Here is a 16,886-nt window from a genome sequence, read left to right as displayed (position 1 = left end):
CGCGAGTCTGTCAGCCGGCCGGGTCGATCTCCTCGGGGTCCCGACCCAGCAGCACGGCGACCTGGTCGACCACGACGTCCCGCACGAGGTCGGCGAGGTCCTCCGGGTCGTGCGCGCGGATCTCCAGCGGCCGCCGGTACACGATGATGCGGGGGGCGTGCTCGACCCCGCCCTCCCGGCGTCCGGGCAGCACGCGCGCCAGCGGCACGCTGCCGTCGTCGAGGACGTCGGCGTCGAGCACCACGTCGTCGGGGCTGCTGTGGTCCACCCATGGCACGTCCTCGACGGCGAACTCGACCCCGGCCAGCTCGCGTTCCCACCGGCGCTCGATGTCCTCGACCGCGTCCAGCACCAGGTCGTCGAACTGCTCGGCCCGGCTGCGCGACAGCGGCACGCCGGGGGGCACCAGGGGGCCGCGCAGGCCGCGGCCGTGCCGGTCGCGGCGTCGGGCGGGGGGTCGTGTCATCGCCGCGCGAGCCTACGTCGCCCGCGGCGCGCCGGGGTCGGTCAGTGGCCCGCCGGTGTGCCTCCTGACGAAGCCGGTGCCGCGGGACTAGGGTGCCAGGCGTGAGGAACCGGTGGTGAGGCAGTCCCGTCGCTGCTCGCGCAGTGGGTGCGCGCAGCCGGCGGCGGCCACGCTGACCTACGTCTACGCAGAGTCCACGGCCGTCGTCGGGCCGTTGGCCACCTACTCGGAGCCGCACAGCTACGACCTGTGCGAGTTCCACGCCGAGCGGCTCACCGTGCCGCGCGGCTGGGAGGTCGTGCGGCACGAGGTCGACACCGAGGAGTCCGGCCCGACCGGCGACGACCTGCTCGCCCTCGCCGACGCCGTCCGCGAGGCGGCCCGGCCCGAGCCCGAACGCGACCCCGCCGACGACGGGTCGGGCACCCGCCGGGGGCACCTGCGGGTCCTGCCGAACCTGCCCTGATCCGCCCGGCCGCGGTTGTCGGACCGCGTCGCTAGGGTCTGCGCACGGCCTCCGGAGCGGAGCGTCGACCCGACCCGAGGTGGAGCGTCGTGCCCGATCTGTCGTCGTTGATCAAGGCCTACGACGTCCGCGGTGTGGTGCCCCACCAGTGGGACGAGACCGTCGCGCGCGCCATCGGGTCCGCGTTCGCCGAGTTCGTCCACGCCGAGACCGGCGCCGGCGCGGTGGTCACCGCCCACGACATGCGTGAGACGTCGGTCCCGCTCTCCCGGGCCTTCGCCGAGGGCGTCCTCAGCCGCGGGCTCGACGTGGTGGAGGCCGGCCTGGGCTCCACCGACATGCTCTACTTCGCCGCCGGCAGCCTCGACCTGCCCGGGGCGATGTTCACCGCCAGCCACAACCCGGCGCAGTACAACGGCATCAAGATGTGCCGGGCCGGGGCCGCCCCGATCGGTCAGGACTCCGGCCTGGTGCAGATCCGCACCTGGGCCGAGCAGCTGCTCGACGGGGCGCCGGTGTTCACCCGTGAGGTGACCGCGCCGGGCAGCTCGATCACCAGGGACGTGCTGGGGGAGTACTCCGACCATCTGCGCGGCCTGGTCGACCTGACCGGCATCCGACCGTTGAAGGTCGTCGTCGACGCCGGCAACGGCATGGGTGGGCACACCGTCCCGGTGGTGCTCGCCGGGCTGCCGTTGGAGGTCGTGCCGATGTACTTCGAGCTCGACGGCTCCTTCCCGAACCACGAGGCCAACCCGCTCGACCCGGCCAACCTGGTCGACCTGCAGCGTGCCGTCCCCGAGCACGGGGCCGACATCGGCCTGGCCTTCGACGGCGACGCCGACCGCGTCTTCGTCGTCGACGAACGGGGCGAGCCGGTGAGCCCGTCGGCCATCACCGCGCTCGTCGCGGTCCGCGAGCTCGCCCGCGGGGTGGGGACGACCATCATCCACAACCTCATCACCTCCTCGGCGGTGCCCGAGATCGTGCGCGAGCACGGCGGCCAGCCCGTGCGCACGCGGGTCGGCCACAGCTTCATCAAGGCCGAGATGGCCCGCACCGACGCGGTCTTCGGCGGTGAGCACTCGGCGCACTACTACTTCCGCGACTTCTGGCGGGCCGACACCGGCATGCTGGCCGCGATGCACGTGCTGGCGGCCCTGGGTGAGCAGGCGCGGCCGCTGTCCGAGCTCACCGCGGCGTACAGCCGGTACAGCGCGTCGGGCGAGATCAACTCGACCGTCACCGACGCACCCGCACGGATGGCCGCGGTGCGGGCGGCCTACGAGGAGGCCGAGGGTGCGACCCTCGACGAGCTCGACGGCCTGACCGTGGCCCTGCCCGACGGTGCGTGGTTCAACCTGCGCGCCAGCAACACCGAGCCGCTGCTGCGCCTCAACGTCGAGGCCCCCGACCAGCAGCGCATGTCCGAGGTCCGCGACGACGTCCTGGAGATGGTGCGCGCATGAGCACGGCACACCCCGACACGCTGGGCATCGACCCCTCCCTGCTGGAGATCCTGGCCTGCCCCGACACCCACCACAGCCCGCTCACCCTCGACCGCGAGGCCGCCGAGCTGCTGTGCACGGGCTGCGACCGGGCGTTCCCCGTCCGCGACGGCATCCCGGTCCTGCTGCTTGACGAGGCGCGCCACCGCGGGGGCGGCGCCCCGGAGCCGGGCGGCGCAGGGGCGGGCGGCGCAGCGACATGACCTCCCCGGAGCTGGCCGAGGAGGTCCTGGACGACCCGCAGCTGCTGCGCGCCCGGGACCCCCGCGGTCTGCTCCCGGCCGTCGCCGGTGCCGGAGCCCAGGTGCGGGAGACGGCCAGCCTGGCGGCGGAGGCCGGCCTGGAACGGATCACCCGCGCCGGGCGCCCGCGCAGCCTGGTGGTGGTGGCCCGCCGCGAGGGTGCGGTCGCCGCTGCGCTGCTGCGGGCCCTCCTGGGTCCGGGCAGCCCGGTCGCGGTCGACGTCGTGCCCGGCCCGCGGTTGCCGGTGTGGACCGGTGCCTCCGACGTCGCCGTGGTGGCCACCCGCACCGGCGCCGGCCAGTACGCCGTGGCACCGGCCTACGAGGCCGCACGGCGCGGGGTGGCCCTCCTCGGCATCGGCGCCGAGGACGCGCCGCTGCACGCCGCGTGCGCCGGTGCCCGGGCGCCCTACGTGCCGCTGCCCCCCGGTCGTGTCCAGCACACGACGCTCTGGTCGCTGCTGACCCCCGTGCTCGGGTTGGCCGCGGGCCTGGACCTGCTCCCGGCGGGAGCCGACCGGCTCACCGGCGGGGTGGCCGACGCCCTCGACGGCGTGGCCGCCGCGTGCGGGCCCGTGGTCCCCACCTACGCCAACCCGGCCAAGACCCTCGCGCTGCAGCTGCTCGACGCCCTCCCGGTCGTGGTGGCCGAGGGCCCGCTCGCCGGCGCCGCAGCCGGGCGCGTCGCCGACCAGCTCGCCACCCTGGCCGGGCTGCCCGCGGCTGCCTACCGGTTGCCCGACCAGCGGGCAGCCGCGTGCACGGTGCTCGGCGGTCCGCTGGCCCCCGTCGACGCCGACGACTTCTTCCGCGACCGTGCCGACGACGAGGGTCGTCGCCTGCGGCTGATCGCGGTCGGCGACGACCAGGCGGGCGCCGACGAGGGCCTCGGCGAACGGGACCCCCGGTCGGCCGCCGACGCCCTCCAGCAGGTGCTGCGCACCGCAGCCGAACGCACCGTCCCCGTCAGCTCCCTGGCCGACCTGGTCAGCGACGGCGGTGCCGACCGCCCCACCGACCGTCCCGGCGTATCGGACGTCGACCGCGACGCCGGGGACGCGTCGGGGTACGGCGCACGATTCGGCTCCCCGGCCGACCACCGGCTGGCCCGGGTGGCCCGTCAGATCGCGGTGGGTGACTTCGCGGCGGTCTACCTCGCCCTGGCCCTGGACGCCGAGCGCGGCCGCGGCCCCGGGAGCACCCTCTTGCCGTGAGTCGGCCTCCCACGCCTGCGCCCCCACGGGCCGCGCCGGTGCGACTCAAGACGTGCCGCACAACTGCCGACCCGACGGGGGTGACCCCCGCCCCGGTAGCCTCCCGCACGATGTGGCAGCTGACCAACACCGTCCGGCACTACCCGTGGGGGAGCCGCACCGTGATCCCCCAGCTGCTGGGTCAGCCCGTACCTGCCGATGAGCCCTGCGCCGAGCTCTGGATGGGCGCCCACCCCGATGCCCCCAGCGTGCTGGCCGACGGACGGGGGCTCGACGCGGCCATCGCCGACGAGCCCGACCGGCTGCTGGGCGCCGCGGTGCGCCAACGCTTCGGCGACCGGCTGCCCTTCCTGATGAAGGTGCTCGCCGCCGACACCCCGCTGTCGCTGCAGGCCCACCCGACCACCGCCCAGGCAGAGATCGGCTACGCCGCCGAGGAGGCCGCCGGCGTCCCGCACGACGACCCCACCCGTACGTTCAAGGACCCGCACCACAAGCCCGAGATCCTGCTCGCCCTCACCCCGGTCGAGGCGCTGTGCGGTTTCCGGCCGGTGGAGGAGTCGTTGCACTGCCTGGCCAAGCTGCAGCTGCCCGAGCTCAAACCGACCATCGCCGCCCTCGCCCGCGGCGGCCTGCAGGTGGCCGTCCCACAGCTGCTGGCGCTGTCGGCCCGCCGGCGTCAGTCGTTGGTCGCCGCCGTCGCGACCAAGGCGGCGACCTTCGTCGCCGCGCACGACCCGGAGTTCATCAACACCTACCGCTGGGCGGCCAGCCTGGCCGAGAGCTACCCCGGTGACGTCGGCGTCGTCATCTCGCTGCTGTGCAACCACCTCAAGCTGGCCCCCGGCGAGGCGGTGTTCCTGCCCGCCGGCAACCTGCACGCCTACCTGTGCGGCGCCGGGGTCGAGGTGATGGCCAGCTCGGACAACGTGCTGCGCGGCGGGCTGACCGCCAAGCACGTCGACCTGGCAGCGCTGGTCGAGGTGCTCGACTTCGCCGACGGCAGGGTGCCGGTCATCCATCCCGTGCTCGGGCCGGGTGGCCTGCGCTACCCCGTGCCGGTCGAGGACTTCGACCTCACCCGGTGCGAGCTGGGGGAGGACCCGGGCAGCCTGCGGACGGCGGGCCCGCAGGTGCTGCTGTGCACCGAGGGGACCGCGGTGCTGGGTGCCGACGACGGCGACCTGGTGCTGCGGCAGGGCCAGTCGGCCTTCGTCCCGGCGAACGCCCAGCTCAGCGCGCGGGGACCTGCCGTCCTGTACCGCGCCACCACCGGCCTGCGCGCGGTGTGACCCGGCGCTGCGCCTGGCAGGGGGCTGGGCCGAACCGGTAGCCTTGACGACGGCACGAGCCCCGCCGAAGCCTCGGCATGCTCGCTCACGAACAGACACCGACGCAGCCGCAGCCCCCTGGCGCGGCCGGGATCCTCTGGAGCGACATGACCGCCAGCACTGGCGCACGCGTACTGACCGACGGCGACTTCAAGGTCGCCGACCTCTCCCTCGCCGGCTTCGGCCGCAAGGAGATCACCCTCGCCGAGCACGAGATGCCCGGCCTCATGGCCCTGCGCGCCGAGTACGGCGAGGAGCAGCCGCTGGCCGGCGCCCGAATCGCCGGCTCGCTGCACATGACCGTGCAGACCGCCGTCCTCATCGAGACCCTGACCGCGCTGGGCGCCGACGTCCGTTGGGTGTCCTGCAACATCTTCTCCACCCAGGACCACGCCGCCGCGGCCATCGCCGTCGGCCCCGAGGGCACCCCCGAGGCCCCGGCCGGCGTCCCGGTCTTCGCCTGGAAGGGCGAGACGCTCGAGGACTACTGGTGGTGCACCCAGCGCCTGTTCGAGTTCCGCGACGAGTCGGGCACGGTCATCGGGCCGAACATGGTCCTCGACGACGGCGGCGACGCCACCATGCTCGTCCACCTGGGCACCCGCTTCGCCGCCGACGGCGCGGTGCCCGACACCCAGGAGACCGACAGCGAGGAGTACGGCGTCGTCCTGCAGGTCCTGCGCGACACCCTCGCCGCCGACCAGCAGTACTGGACCCGCATCGGCGAGGGCATCAAGGGCGTCACCGAGGAGACCACCACCGGTGTGCTGCGCCTCTACGAGCTCGCCCGCGACGGCCGGCTGCTCTTCCCGGCGATCAACGTCAACGACTCGGTGACGAAGAGCAAGTTCGACAACCTGTACGGCTGCCGGCACTCCCTCATCGACGGCATCAACCGCGCCACCGACGTCATGATCGGCGGCAAGGTGGCCGTGGTCTGCGGCTTCGGCGACGTCGGCAAGGGCTGCGCCGAGGCGCTGCGCGGCCAGGGCGCCCGCGTGATCGTCACCGAGATCGACCCGATCTGCGCGCTGCAGGCCGCGATGGAGGGCTACCAGGTCACCACCCTGGACGACGTCGTCGGCATCGCCGACATCATCGTGACGACCACCGGCAACAAGGACATCATCTCCGCCGAGCAGCTGGCCGCCACCAAGCACCAGGCGATCATCGGCAACATCGGGCACTTCGACAACGAGATCGACATGGCCGGTCTCGCGAAGACCCCCGGCGTGGTCAAGACGAACATCAAGCCGCAGGTCGACGAGTGGCGGTTCGCTGACGGCCACACGATCATCGTGCTCTCCGAGGGCCGGCTGCTGAACCTGGGCAACGCCACCGGGCACCCCAGCTTCGTGATGAGCAACTCGTTCACCAACCAGACGCTGGCCCAGATCGAGCTGTGGGCCAACCGTGCGGCCTACGAGGGCAAGACCCCCGGCGTCACCGTGCTGCCCAAGCACCTCGACGAGAAGGTCGCCCGGCTCCACCTCGACTCGCTGGGTGTCAAGCTCACCGAGCTGACCAAGGTGCAGGCCGACTACCTGGGCGTCCCGGTCGAGGGCCCCTACAAGAGCGACCACTACCGCTACTGACGGTCCGGCCCCACCCGCCAGGGGGTGTTCCTCCCGGCGGGTGGGGCCGCACGCGCACAATGGGCACGTGCCGTCCTCCGTCGCCCCCACCGCCCGCGGCCGGGTCCTCGTCGTCGACGACGACGCCGCCCTGGCCGAGATGCTCGGCATCGTGCTGCGGCGGGAGGGCTACGAGCCGGCCTTCGTCGCCGACGGGGCCCGCGCGCTGGCCACCTTCCAGCAGGTGCGGCCCGACCTCGTGCTGCTGGACCTCATGCTGCCCGGCCGCAACGGCCTGCAGATCTGCGGTGACATCCGCGCCCAGTCCAGCGTCCCGATCATCATGCTCACCGCCAAGGGCGACACCATCGACGTCGTCCAGGGCCTGGAGGCCGGCGCCGACGACTACGTCACCAAGCCGTTCAAGCCGGTCGAGCTGGTGGCCCGGGTGCGCTCCCAGCTGCGCCGCGGGGAGACCGGTCAGGCCGAGACCCTCGGCATCGGCGACCTCACCATCGACGTCCCGGCGCACCAGGTCAGCCGCGACGGCCAGCCCATCGCGCTGACCCCGCTGGAGTTCGACCTGCTGGTGGCCCTGGCCCGCAAGCCACGCCAGGTGTTCACCCGCGAGCTGCTGCTGGAGCAGGTGTGGGGCTACCGCCACGCCGCCGACACCCGCCTGGTGAACGTGCACGTGCAGCGGCTGCGCGCCAAGGTCGAGCGCGACCCCGAGCGGCCCGAGGTGGTGCTCACCGTGCGCGGGGTCGGCTACAAGGCCGGCCCGGCGTGACCCCTCGGTGACGGTGCGGGCCCGGCTGCGCCGGTGGAGCGCCGCCGGCTGGCACGCGTGGCGGTCCTCGCTGCAGCTGCGCATCGGGGCGATCACGATGCTCGTGGCCGGCGTCGTCGTGGTGGTGGTCAGCGTGGTGCTCTTCCGCCAGATCAGCGACCAGCTCCTCGAGGTCAAGCGCGACGCCGCGATCGACCAGGCGCAGGCCGGGGTGGCCTACGCGCAGTCGCAGGTGGCCGGCATCGTCACCGGCGACGCGGCCAGCGTGCGCTCCACCCTGGCCCGCACGGTCCGCGAGCTGCAGAGCCGCAACGGCGAGGCCGGCAACTTCGACACCGTGCTGGTCTACCGCACCGGGGACACCGCCCGCCCCGCGCAGAGCCGGCCCAACCTCTACCCGAACCTGCCGGGCGAGCTGGTCGCCGCGGTCGACGCCGGCACGCAGGTGTACCAGTACGACACGCTGCCCGACGGCGCCTCGGGCCGGGTGCCCACCCTGCTCGTCGGTGCGCCGGTGCCCATCGACGGCCAGGGCGGGGAGCAGGTGGACCTCTACTACGCCTTCCCGCTGGACCAGGAGCAGGAGACGCTCTCGCTGGTCCGCAGCACCGTCGCCATCAGCGGCATCGCGCTGACCCTGTTCGTCGTCGGCATCGGGGTGCTGGTCACCCGGTTGGTCGTGGACCCCGTCCGGCGGGCCGCCCAGGGCGCGCAGCGGCTGGCCGAGGGCCAGCTGGAGGAGCGGTTGGCGGTCAACGGGGAGGACGACCTCGCCCGGTTGGCCACCAGCTTCAACGCCATGGCCGACAGCCTGCAGAAGCAGATCACCCAGCTCGAGGGGCTCTCGCAGCTGCAGCAGCGCTTCACCTCCGACGTCTCGCACGAGCTGCGGACCCCGCTCACCACCGTGCAGATGGCCGCCGAGGTGCTGCACGAGTCGCGCGCTGACTTCGACCCGCACGTGGCCCGCTCCGCCGAGCTGCTCTACGCCGAGGTCAACCGGTTCGAGGTCATGCTGTCGGAGCTGCTCGAGATCAGCCGGTACGACGCCGGCGCGGCCGAGCTCGAGGCCGAGCCCACCGACCTGGTCCCGCTGGTTCGCGGGGTCGCGAGCGACCTCACCAGCCTCGCCGAGCGCCTGGGCTGCCGGCTCGAGGTGCGCACGCCCGACCGCCCGGTCATCGCCGACGTCGACGCCCGCCGGGTGCAGCGGGTGCTGCGCAACCTGGTCGGCAACGCCGTCGAGCACGGCGCGGGGCACCCCGTCGAGCTCACCCTGGCCGCCAACCGGGACGCGGCCGCGGTCACCGTGCGCGACCACGGCATCGGGCTGACCCCCCAGGAGGCCGATCGCGTGTTCGACCGCTTCTGGCGCGCCGACCCCGCCCGGGTGCGCACCGTGGGCGGGTCGGGCCTGGGGCTGTCGATCAGCCTGGAGGACGCCCGCCTGCACGGCGGCTGGCTGCAGGTGTGGGGGCAGCCCGAGCAGGGCGCCCAGTTCCGCCTGACCCTGCCCCTCACGGCGGGGGAGGAGCTCACCGCGTCACCTCTCCCGCTGCGGCCGGTCGTGGTCCGTCGTCCTGGGCGTGGCCGATGAGGGCGCGCCGCGGGCTCGCCGGCCCGGCCCGGGTGCTCGTCGGTCTGCTCGCCGTCCTGCTGACCGGGTGCACGACCGTGCCGACCAGCTCGGCGCCGGTGGAGATCACCCAGGTGGCCGACCCGCCCGACGACATCGGCGTCGAGGCCCTGCCACCGGTACCCGGTGCGAGCCCGGAGGAGGTTGTCCGGGGCTTCGTCGACGCGATGGCCAGCACCACCCGCAACCACCCCGTCGCCCGGCAGTTCTTGACCACCGACGCGGCGGCCAGCTGGAGCGACACCGACGGCGTGACGGTGATCAGCGCCGACTACGCCCCGGTGGCCGTCGACGACGGCGCGGTGTCGGTCACGGCCGGCCTGGTCGGCAAGGTCGACGGCCAGGGCGTCTTCACCGTCGGCGCGGGCCAGGTCTACTCCTACACGTTCGGCGTGGTGCAGGAGGACGGCGAGTGGCGCATCGCCGACCCGCCCGACGGCCTGGTGCAGCTGGAGCCGGACTTCAGCCGCACCTACGACGCGGTCAACGCCTACTTCCTCGACCCCACCAGCACCCGGGTCGTCCCCGACCCCCGCTTCCTGGTGTCGGGGGAGTCGCGGGCCACCGCGCTGGTCGACCGGTTGCTGGCCGGCCCCTCCACCTCGCTGACCGCCGGTGTGCTGAACCCGTTGGACGGCGCCGAGCTGCGCAGCAACGTGCAGGTCCGCCAGCAGGTGGCCACCGTCGACCTCACCGGTCTGCCCGACGGGGCCGCCGACGCGCTGACCGTGCTGTGCGCCCAGCTGGTGTGGTCGCTGGACCAGCTCGACGACGTCCGCGCGGTCCGGGTCGAGGTCGACGGCCAGCCGGTCGGCGTCCCCGGGGTGCCTGCCGTGCAGACCGTCGACGACTGGGCCTCCTTCGACCCCGACGCGGTGCCGGCGGTGTCGGTGGCGCACTACGTCTCCGGGGGCGCGTTGCGCGTCGTCACCGGCGAGCCGGCTCCCGGGCCGGCGGGCACCGGCGAGTACGGGCTGACGTCGGCGGCGATCACCGCCGACGCCCGCACCAACGAGCTGGGGACGACGGTCGGCGTCGCCGGCGGCACGACCCTCCTGGTGGGGGCCTACGGCGGTGCGCTGGTGCCCGTGCTCACCGCCGGCGGCTTCACGCCCCCGACGACCGCGGCCACCCGCCCCGAGGTGTGGACGGTGCGGGACGGCACCGAGGTCATCCGCATCCCCTCGACCGGCACCCCGCAGACGGTGAACGCGACCACCCTGCCGGGGCTGGGCTCGGCGCGGGTCTTCCAGCTCTCGCCCGACGGCGTGCGGGCTGCGGTCGTGGTCGACGGCGCCGACGGCGGCCAGCTGCTGGTCGGCACCGTCGTGCGCGCCGAGGACCAGGTTGCCGTCCGCGACCTGCGGTCGGTCGCCCCGCAGCTGTCGCAGGTGGTCGACGTCGCCTGGCGCACGGCCTCGAGCCTCGTGGTGCTCGCCGGCGCCCAGGACGAGGGCGGGACGGCGCCCTACGAGGTCGGGGTCGACGGGTGGGGGCTCAGCCCGCTGAGCACGACCGGCCTGCCGGGCCAGCCGACCGCCGTCGGGGCGGCGCCCAGCCGGCCCCCGCTCGTGGTCGCCGGCGGCACGCTGTGGCAGCGGGTGGCCGGCGTCTGGACCACCCTCGTGCGCGGCCAGGACCCCCTCGCGGGGCAGGCCCCGACCTACCCCCTCTGACCGGCCACCCGGCCACCTAGCACGCAGGCGGCCGACCGGGCCCTGGTTCGTCCACAGCCGCGCGCCCCGTGCACAGGGCAGCCCCACGGGCCCCGCTCACCGGGCACGCTCGCCGCGTGGTCTCGACGGCGGTGCGGGCACTGGTCGACCTCGTGCTGCCCCGCGTGTGCGCCGGCTGCGGTCAGCCCGGCCACGTGCTCTGCCCGCGCTGCGCGGCCCTGCTGTCGCGCCCGCGGCCGGCCACGCCCCGCCGGCACCCCGCCGGGTTCCCGCCCACCGTGGCGGCCGGTGCCTACGCCGGGCCGGTGCGCCCGGCGGTCAACGCCTTCAAGGAGCACGCCCGCACCGAGCTCGCCGGCCCGCTGGGTGCGGCCCTCGCGCTGGCGGTCGGTGCGGTGCGGGCCGGGGCGGGCGGTGCGGGCCCCGTGCTGCTCGTGCCCGTGCCCAGCAGCCGGGCCGCGCTGCGCCAGCGCGGGCGGGACCACGTGGCCGAGCTGGCCGCCGCGGCCGGCCGCGAGCTGCGCCGAGCCGGGGTGCCAGCCGGGTGCGCGCCCCTGCTCGGACGGCGGGGCCGGGTCCGCGACTCGGCTGGGTTGGGCGCGGCCCAGCGGCGGGCCAACCTGGCCGGGACCTTCGTCGGCCGCGGGGCGCCACGGGCGGGCGCCGGGCTGGTGGTCCTGGTCGACGACGTCGTGAGCAGCGGGGCCACCCTGGCCGAGGCCGCGACGGCACTGGGTGCGGTGGCCGCCCCGGTGGTGGCCGCCGTCGTCGCGGCCACCCCCCGCGGGCGCCCGGACCCGGTGGACCCGGGTCCGGGCACGTTCACCGTGCGCGCCGGCTGAGCGGTGACGTCCCCTGGCCCGGACTGTCGGACCGGGCGGTCCGCCACTAGCGTGGGGGCGATCACACCCGAGTTCGGGAGGTCACATGGAGATCGTGGTCCGAGGTCGCAACGTCGAGGTGCCCGAGCACTTCCGGCAGCACGTCGAGGACAAGGTCGGCCAGCTGGAGCGGTTCGACGCCAAGATCGAACGCTTCGACGTGGAGCTGCTCCACGAGAAGAACCCACGCCAGTCCGCGAACTGCCAGCGCGTGGAGATCACCCTGCGGGGCAAGGGCCCCGTCGTCCGGGCCGAGGCCTGCGCGGCGGACTTCCAGTCCGCCCTCGACGCGTCCGTGGCCAAGCTCGAGAACCGGCTCCGGCGGGCCGCCGACCGGCGGCGGGTCCACCACGGGCGCCGCACCCCCGCCAGCGTCCGGCTCGACGGCAGCGCCGCGGCCGCCGCGCTCGACGAGCTCGACCAGCAGCTCGCCGCGGCCCAGCCGAGCCAGCCCGAGGTGGAGGAGAACCTGCCCGGCCGCATCGTCCGCGAGAAGCAGCACCCGGCCACACCCATGACCGTGGACCAGGCGCTGCACGAGATGGAGCTCGTCGGGCACGACTTCTTCCTGTTCGCCTGCGCCGACACCGGAGTGCCGACCGTCGTCTACCGGCGGCACGCCTTCGACTACGGGCTGATCCGGCTCGGCGCCCCCGACCGGGAAGCCGCCCCGGTCGGCTGACGTCGGTCGGTACTGGCTGAGGGAGGGCCCCCGCGCCCGCGCGGGGGTCCTCCCTCACACGTTCCCGATCACCCGGTCCACGGCGATCTCCAGCACCACCCGCGCCGGGTTCACGCGCGGCTGCCGGTACCGCTCGGCGTAGCGGCGCACGGCGTCGGCCACGGAGGCCTCGTCGTCGCGCAGGGTCGCGGTGCCCTCCAGCGTCGTCCAGCGGCGGCCGTCGACCTGGCAGACGGCGACCCGGGCCGTGCCCGCCCCCGCTCGCACGTGGCCGGCCTTCACCGAGGTCCCCGAGGTGATGACCCGGGCGATCCGCGCCGCGGCGTCCAGGGTGACCCCGACCGGCACGACGTGCGGTGTGCCGTCGGCCCGCAGCGTCGTCAGCGTGGCCAGGTGCCGCTCGGTGAAGAAGGCGATCAGGTCGGAGGAGAGCTCGGCAGCCACCCGAGCAGCCTACGACTCCGCCGGACCACCCTTCGAGCTGCGCAAACGGTGGTGGCGCCCACCCAGGTGCTCGACGCCGTCGACGTCGAGCCCGGCCGCGCGGCGTCTCGTCGGCGGTCGAGGCGCTCGGCGGGCTCCACGCGGTGGTCGTCGCCTCCGGCGTCGTGGACGTCGGCCCGGCGGCCGACGCCCCGACCCCGCGGATGGCCGAGTGCTCGCCGCACGTCGACACCGGGCTGGGTGCGCTGACAGCTCGCGTCCAGCTGGGAGGTGGCGACCCCGCACTACATTGGACGGGTGGTGTTCTCCAAGATCCTGCGCGCCGGCGAAGGCAAGCTGGTCCGACGGCTGTCCAAGATCGCCGACGCGGTCGAGTCCCTCGAGCCCGACGTCGTCGACCTCACCGACGCCGAGCTGCGCGCCAAGACCGACGAGTTCAAGGAGCGCTATGCCGACGGCGAGTCCCTGGACTCGATGCTGCCCGAGGCCTTCGCCGTCGTCCGCGAGGGCGCCGGGCGCACGCTGGGCCAGCGGCACTACCGCGTGCAGCTCATGGGTGGCGCCGCGCTGCACCTGGGCAACATCGCCGAGATGCGCACCGGTGAGGGCAAGACCCTCACCGGCGTCCTGCCGGCGTACCTGAACGCGCTCACCGGCGACGGCGTGCACGTGGTCACCACCAACGACTACCTCGCCAAGCGCGACGCGGAGTGGATGGGCCGGGTGCACCGGTTCCTGGGCCTCTCGGTCGGCACCATCCTGTCCGGCGAGAAGCCGGCCCAGCGGCGCGAGCAGTACGCCTGCGACATCACGCACGGGACCAACAACGAGTTCGGCTTCGACTACCTGCGCGACAACATGGCCTGGAGCAAGGCCGACCTCGTGCAGCGCGGCCACCACTTCGCCATCGTCGACGAGGTCGACTCCATCCTCATCGACGAGGCCCGCACCCCGCTGATCATCAGCGGCCCGGCCGAGCAGTCGGCCAAGTGGTACGGCGAGTTCGCCCGCATCGCCCCGCTGCTCAAGCGCGACCGGCACTACGAGGTCGAGGAGAGCAAGCGCACCGTCGCGATCACCGAGGAGGGCGTCGAGTTCGTCGAGGACCAGCTCGGCATCGACAACCTCTACGAGGCGGTCAACACCCCGCTGATCGGCTACCTGAACAACGCGCTGAAGGCCAAGGAGCTCTTCCACCGCGACCAGGAGTACATCGTCACGGGCGGCGAGGTGCTCATCGTCGACGAGTTCACCGGCCGCGTGCTGGCCGGCCGGCGCTACAACGAGGGCATGCACCAGGCCATCGAGGCCAAGGAGAAGGTGGCGATCAAGGACGAGAACCAGACCCTCGCCACGATCACGCTGCAGAACTACTTCCGCCTCTACGAGAAGCTGTCGGGGATGACCGGCACCGCCCAGACCGAGGCGGCCGAGCTCAACCAGACCTACAAGGTCGGGGTCGTCCCCATCCCCACCAACAAGCCGATGGTGCGCGCCGACCGCTCCGACGTCATCTACAAGACCGAGAAGGCCAAGTTCGAGGCCGTGGTCGACGACATCGCCGAGCGCGTCGAGGCCGGCCAGCCGGTGCTGGTGGGCACCGCGAGCGTCGAGAAGTCCGAGGTCGTCAGCAAATACCTGCTCAAGCGGGGCATCCCGCACGAGGTGCTCAACGCCAAGAACCACGCCCGCGAGGCCGCGATCGTGGCCCAGGCCGGGCGTCTGGCCGCGGTCACCGTGGCCACCAACATGGCCGGGCGCGGCACCGACATCCAGCTCGGCGGCAACCCCGAGGTCATCGCCGACGACGAGCTGCGCGCCCGCGGCCTCACCCCGACGGAGACCCCCGAGGAGTACGAGGCCGCCTGGGACGACGCGCTCGCCGAGGCCAAGGCCCAGGTCGCCAAGGAGCACGAGGAGGTCGTCGAGGCCGGCGGTCTCTACGTGCTGGGCACCGAGCGGCACGAGAGCCGCCGCATCGACAACCAGCTGCGCGGCCGCTCCGGGCGCCAGGGCGACCCCGGGGAGTCGAGGTTCTACCTGTCGCTGGGCGATGACCTCATGCGCCGGTTCAACGGCCCGATGCTCGAGTCGATGATGACCACCCTGCGGGTCCCCGAGGACCAGCCCATCGAGTCCAAGATCGTCAGCCGGGCCATCCGCTCGGCGCAGACGCAGGTCGAGCAGCAGAACTTCGAGACCCGCAAGGACGTCCTGAAGTACGACGAGGTGCTCAACCGGCAGCGCACCGTCATCTACGACGAGCGCCGCAAGGTCCTCGACGGCGAGGACCTGCACGAGCAGGTCGAATCCATGCTCGACGACGTCGTCGGCGCCTACGTCGACGGCGCCACCGAGGCCGGCTACGCCGAGGACTGGGACCTCGAGCAGCTGTGGACCGGGCTCAAGGCCCTGTACCCGGTGGGCACCACCGTCGAGGAGCTGCTCGACGAGCACGCCGACGGCGACCAGTCGGCGCTGACGGCCGACGTGCTCAAGCGCGAGCTGCTGGCCGACGTCCAGGCGCAGTACGAGGTGCGCGAGGAGACCCTCGGCAGCGAGGTCACCCGCGAGCTCGAGCGCCGCGTGCTGCTGTCGGTGCTCGACCGCAAGTGGCGCGAGCACCTCTACGAGATGGACTACCTGCGGGCCGGCATCCACCTGCGCGCGATGGCCAACCGAGACCCCGTCGTGGAGTACCAGCGCGAGGGCTACGACATGTTCAACGCGATGCTCGACGGCATAAAGGAGGAGTCGGTCGGCTTCCTGTTCAACCTCGAGGTCAAGACCAAGGAGCAGCAGGAGGCCGAGGCGAAGGCCAAGCAGGCCACCGCCGAGGCCGAGGCGCTGGCCCGCGCCCAGGCCGGCAACGACAAGGTGCTGGCCCGGGCCGCGGCCGCTCGTGCGGCAGCGGCCATGAAGCCCGCGCCGGCCGCCGAGACCCCGGCTGCCGAGACCCCGGCTGCCGAGACCCCGGCCGCTGGCACCCCGGCCGCCGCCGAGGCGGCGGCGCCGGATGTGCCGGACGCGCCGACCGCGGCGGCGCGGCGGTCCTCCCCGGCCGGGACGCCGACGGGTACGGGGACCGGGCCGGAGCTTGCCGTGGAAGGGCTCGAGCGCCCGCGCGGCTCGGCCGACCTGAGCTACTCGGCACCCGGGCTGGACGGCGCCGCCGAGACCAGGCGCCCGGGCGGCAAGGCGAGCGCGGCCAAGTCGGCCACGGTGACCGGCACCAAGGCCCCGGCGCGCAACGCGCCCTGCCCCTGCGGGTCGGGCAAGAAGTACAAGCAGTGCCACGGAGCCGCCTCGTGACGAGGGGGAGCCGCCCCTCCTAGGGTCCCGGGCCACGCCGGGCGCGGCCCAGGAGAGGGGGGCGCTGCGCGTCAGCCCACCTGGAGGGCGGTGCAGCGCCAGCGGCCGTCGATGACCTCGAGACGGGCGGCTACGGCGTGCGCCCGCCCGTCGCGCCGGGCCACGGCGCACACCTCGGCCACGCCCTCGACCGGCTCGGCGACCCGCACGGGCCCGACCAGCACCGGACTGGTGCCCGTGCTGGTCCACGCGGGCCTGCGGCCACGGGTGAGGGCGGTGAACACCGGCAAGGTGTAGGCCGAGCGGAGCTGGGCGACCGGTCGCAGGCCGCAGAAGGCCTCCAGCGTGGACACCAGCAGTCGGTGGGCCAGCGGCGCGGGGTCGGGGAGGGCGCCCCACCGCCGGTCGACCCCGCGCGGCCCCAGGGGTGGGGTACCCGCGCGGCCTCCCGTGCCCGGGCGCGGACCGGGCAGCGCCACCGGGCGGGGCGCGGGGACGCCGCGCAGCACCAGCCGGGTCACCGGCACCGGCGGCGTGCCCGGGCCCGGTGTGGGGACCAGGCGCAGCTGCGCGCGCACGGGGCGCTGGCCCTGGGGGTCGACGGCCGGGCTGGTGGTCGACGGGGCCGGTGTGCTCATCGTTCGTCTCCTGGGTGCTGGGTGCT

Annotated in this window: 15 protein-coding genes; 12 read left to right on the top strand and 3 right to left on the bottom strand. The window is 74.2% G+C overall.

Translation table 11 applies throughout. The annotated features are described in order from the left end of the window. Positions 1-10: 10 nt before the first annotated feature. Positions 11-466 (bottom strand): metallopeptidase family protein, encoded by a 456-nt coding sequence (locus TEK04_RS10270; RefSeq protein WP_336404242.1) that lies wholly within the window; start codon positions 464-466, stop codon positions 11-13. Between the two features lie 115 nt (positions 467-581). Here TEK04_RS10270 and TEK04_RS10265 point away from each other — a divergent pair, with 115 nt between their 5' ends. The 11 genes from TEK04_RS10265 to hpf all read left to right on the top strand — a co-directional run bounded on the left by TEK04_RS10265 (position 582) and on the right by hpf (position 12,466). Continuing rightward, positions 582-932: a DUF3499 domain-containing protein gene (locus tag TEK04_RS10265; protein WP_336404241.1), complete on the top strand. Its 351-nt coding sequence runs from the start codon at positions 582-584 to the stop codon at positions 930-932. An 89-nt stretch (positions 933-1,021) separates the two neighbouring features. Next, positions 1,022-2,401, top strand: a complete 1,380-nt coding sequence (locus TEK04_RS10260) for a phosphomannomutase/phosphoglucomutase (protein WP_336404240.1) — start codon at positions 1,022-1,024, stop codon at positions 2,399-2,401. Beyond that, positions 2,398-2,643: a Trm112 family protein gene (locus TEK04_RS10255; RefSeq protein ID WP_432277328.1), complete on the top strand. Its 246-nt coding sequence runs from the start codon at positions 2,398-2,400 to the stop codon at positions 2,641-2,643. The genes TEK04_RS10260 and TEK04_RS10255 overlap by 4 nt, the downstream gene beginning before the upstream one ends. Further along, positions 2,640-3,896, top strand: a complete 1,257-nt coding sequence (locus TEK04_RS10250) for an SIS domain-containing protein (RefSeq protein WP_336404239.1) — start codon at positions 2,640-2,642, stop codon at positions 3,894-3,896. The genes TEK04_RS10255 and TEK04_RS10250 overlap by 4 nt, the downstream gene beginning before the upstream one ends. Positions 3,897-4,006: 110 nt before the next feature. Further along, on the top strand, positions 4,007-5,188 hold the full coding sequence (manA, locus tag TEK04_RS10245) for a mannose-6-phosphate isomerase, class I (RefSeq protein WP_336404238.1): 1,182 nt from the start codon (positions 4,007-4,009) through the stop codon (positions 5,186-5,188). Between the two features lie 146 nt (positions 5,189-5,334). Then, entirely contained in the window at positions 5,335-6,822 is a 1,488-nt protein-coding gene (ahcY, locus tag TEK04_RS10240) for an adenosylhomocysteinase (protein WP_336404237.1), read from the top strand. Positions 6,823-6,889: 67 nt separating this feature from the next. After that, positions 6,890-7,591: an MtrAB system response regulator MtrA gene (mtrA, locus tag TEK04_RS10235; protein WP_336404236.1), complete on the top strand. Its 702-nt coding sequence runs from the start codon at positions 6,890-6,892 to the stop codon at positions 7,589-7,591. 7 nt (positions 7,592-7,598) lie between these two features. Further along, the gene (gene mtrB / locus TEK04_RS10230; RefSeq protein ID WP_336404235.1) at positions 7,599-9,188 is read left to right on the top strand and encodes an MtrAB system histidine kinase MtrB; all 1,590 of its coding nucleotides are present in this window, start codon (positions 7,599-7,601) and stop codon (positions 9,186-9,188) included. Then, the gene (locus tag TEK04_RS10225; protein WP_336404234.1) at positions 9,185-10,903 is read left to right on the top strand and encodes an LpqB family beta-propeller domain-containing protein; all 1,719 of its coding nucleotides are present in this window, start codon (positions 9,185-9,187) and stop codon (positions 10,901-10,903) included. The genes mtrB and TEK04_RS10225 overlap by 4 nt, the downstream gene beginning before the upstream one ends. A 116-nt stretch (positions 10,904-11,019) precedes the next feature. Next, positions 11,020-11,745, top strand: a complete 726-nt coding sequence (locus TEK04_RS10220) for a ComF family protein (protein ID WP_336404233.1) — start codon at positions 11,020-11,022, stop codon at positions 11,743-11,745. Between the two features lie 85 nt (positions 11,746-11,830). Beyond that, complete coding sequence (hpf, locus tag TEK04_RS10215) at positions 11,831-12,466, top strand: ribosome hibernation-promoting factor, HPF/YfiA family (RefSeq protein WP_336404232.1); 636 nt, start codon at positions 11,831-11,833, stop codon at positions 12,464-12,466. 54 nt (positions 12,467-12,520) lie between these two features. Here the strand turns inward: hpf and TEK04_RS10210 are convergent, their stop codons facing one another. After that, positions 12,521-12,910, bottom strand: coding sequence for a TIGR03618 family F420-dependent PPOX class oxidoreductase (locus TEK04_RS10210; RefSeq protein ID WP_336404231.1), 390 nt, complete (start codon positions 12,908-12,910; stop codon positions 12,521-12,523). A gap of 297 nt (positions 12,911-13,207) precedes the next feature. Here TEK04_RS10210 and secA point away from each other — a divergent pair, with 297 nt between their 5' ends. Next, positions 13,208-16,222: a preprotein translocase subunit SecA gene (secA, locus tag TEK04_RS10205; RefSeq protein ID WP_336404230.1), complete on the top strand. Its 3,015-nt coding sequence runs from the start codon at positions 13,208-13,210 to the stop codon at positions 16,220-16,222. 71 nt (positions 16,223-16,293) lie between these two features. Here the strand turns inward: secA and TEK04_RS10200 are convergent, their stop codons facing one another. Next, on the bottom strand, positions 16,294-16,860 hold the full coding sequence (locus tag TEK04_RS10200) for an Rv3235 family protein (protein ID WP_336404229.1): 567 nt from the start codon (positions 16,858-16,860) through the stop codon (positions 16,294-16,296). Between the last annotated feature and the right edge of the window lie 26 nt (positions 16,861-16,886).

Source organism: Klenkia sesuvii (genome assembly GCF_037083825.1).
Taxonomy (GTDB): Bacteria; Actinomycetota; Actinomycetes; order Mycobacteriales; family Geodermatophilaceae; genus Klenkia; species Klenkia sesuvii.
The sequence above is the reverse complement of the archived record's forward strand: the minus strand, read 5'-3'. Positions and strand labels throughout refer to the sequence as shown.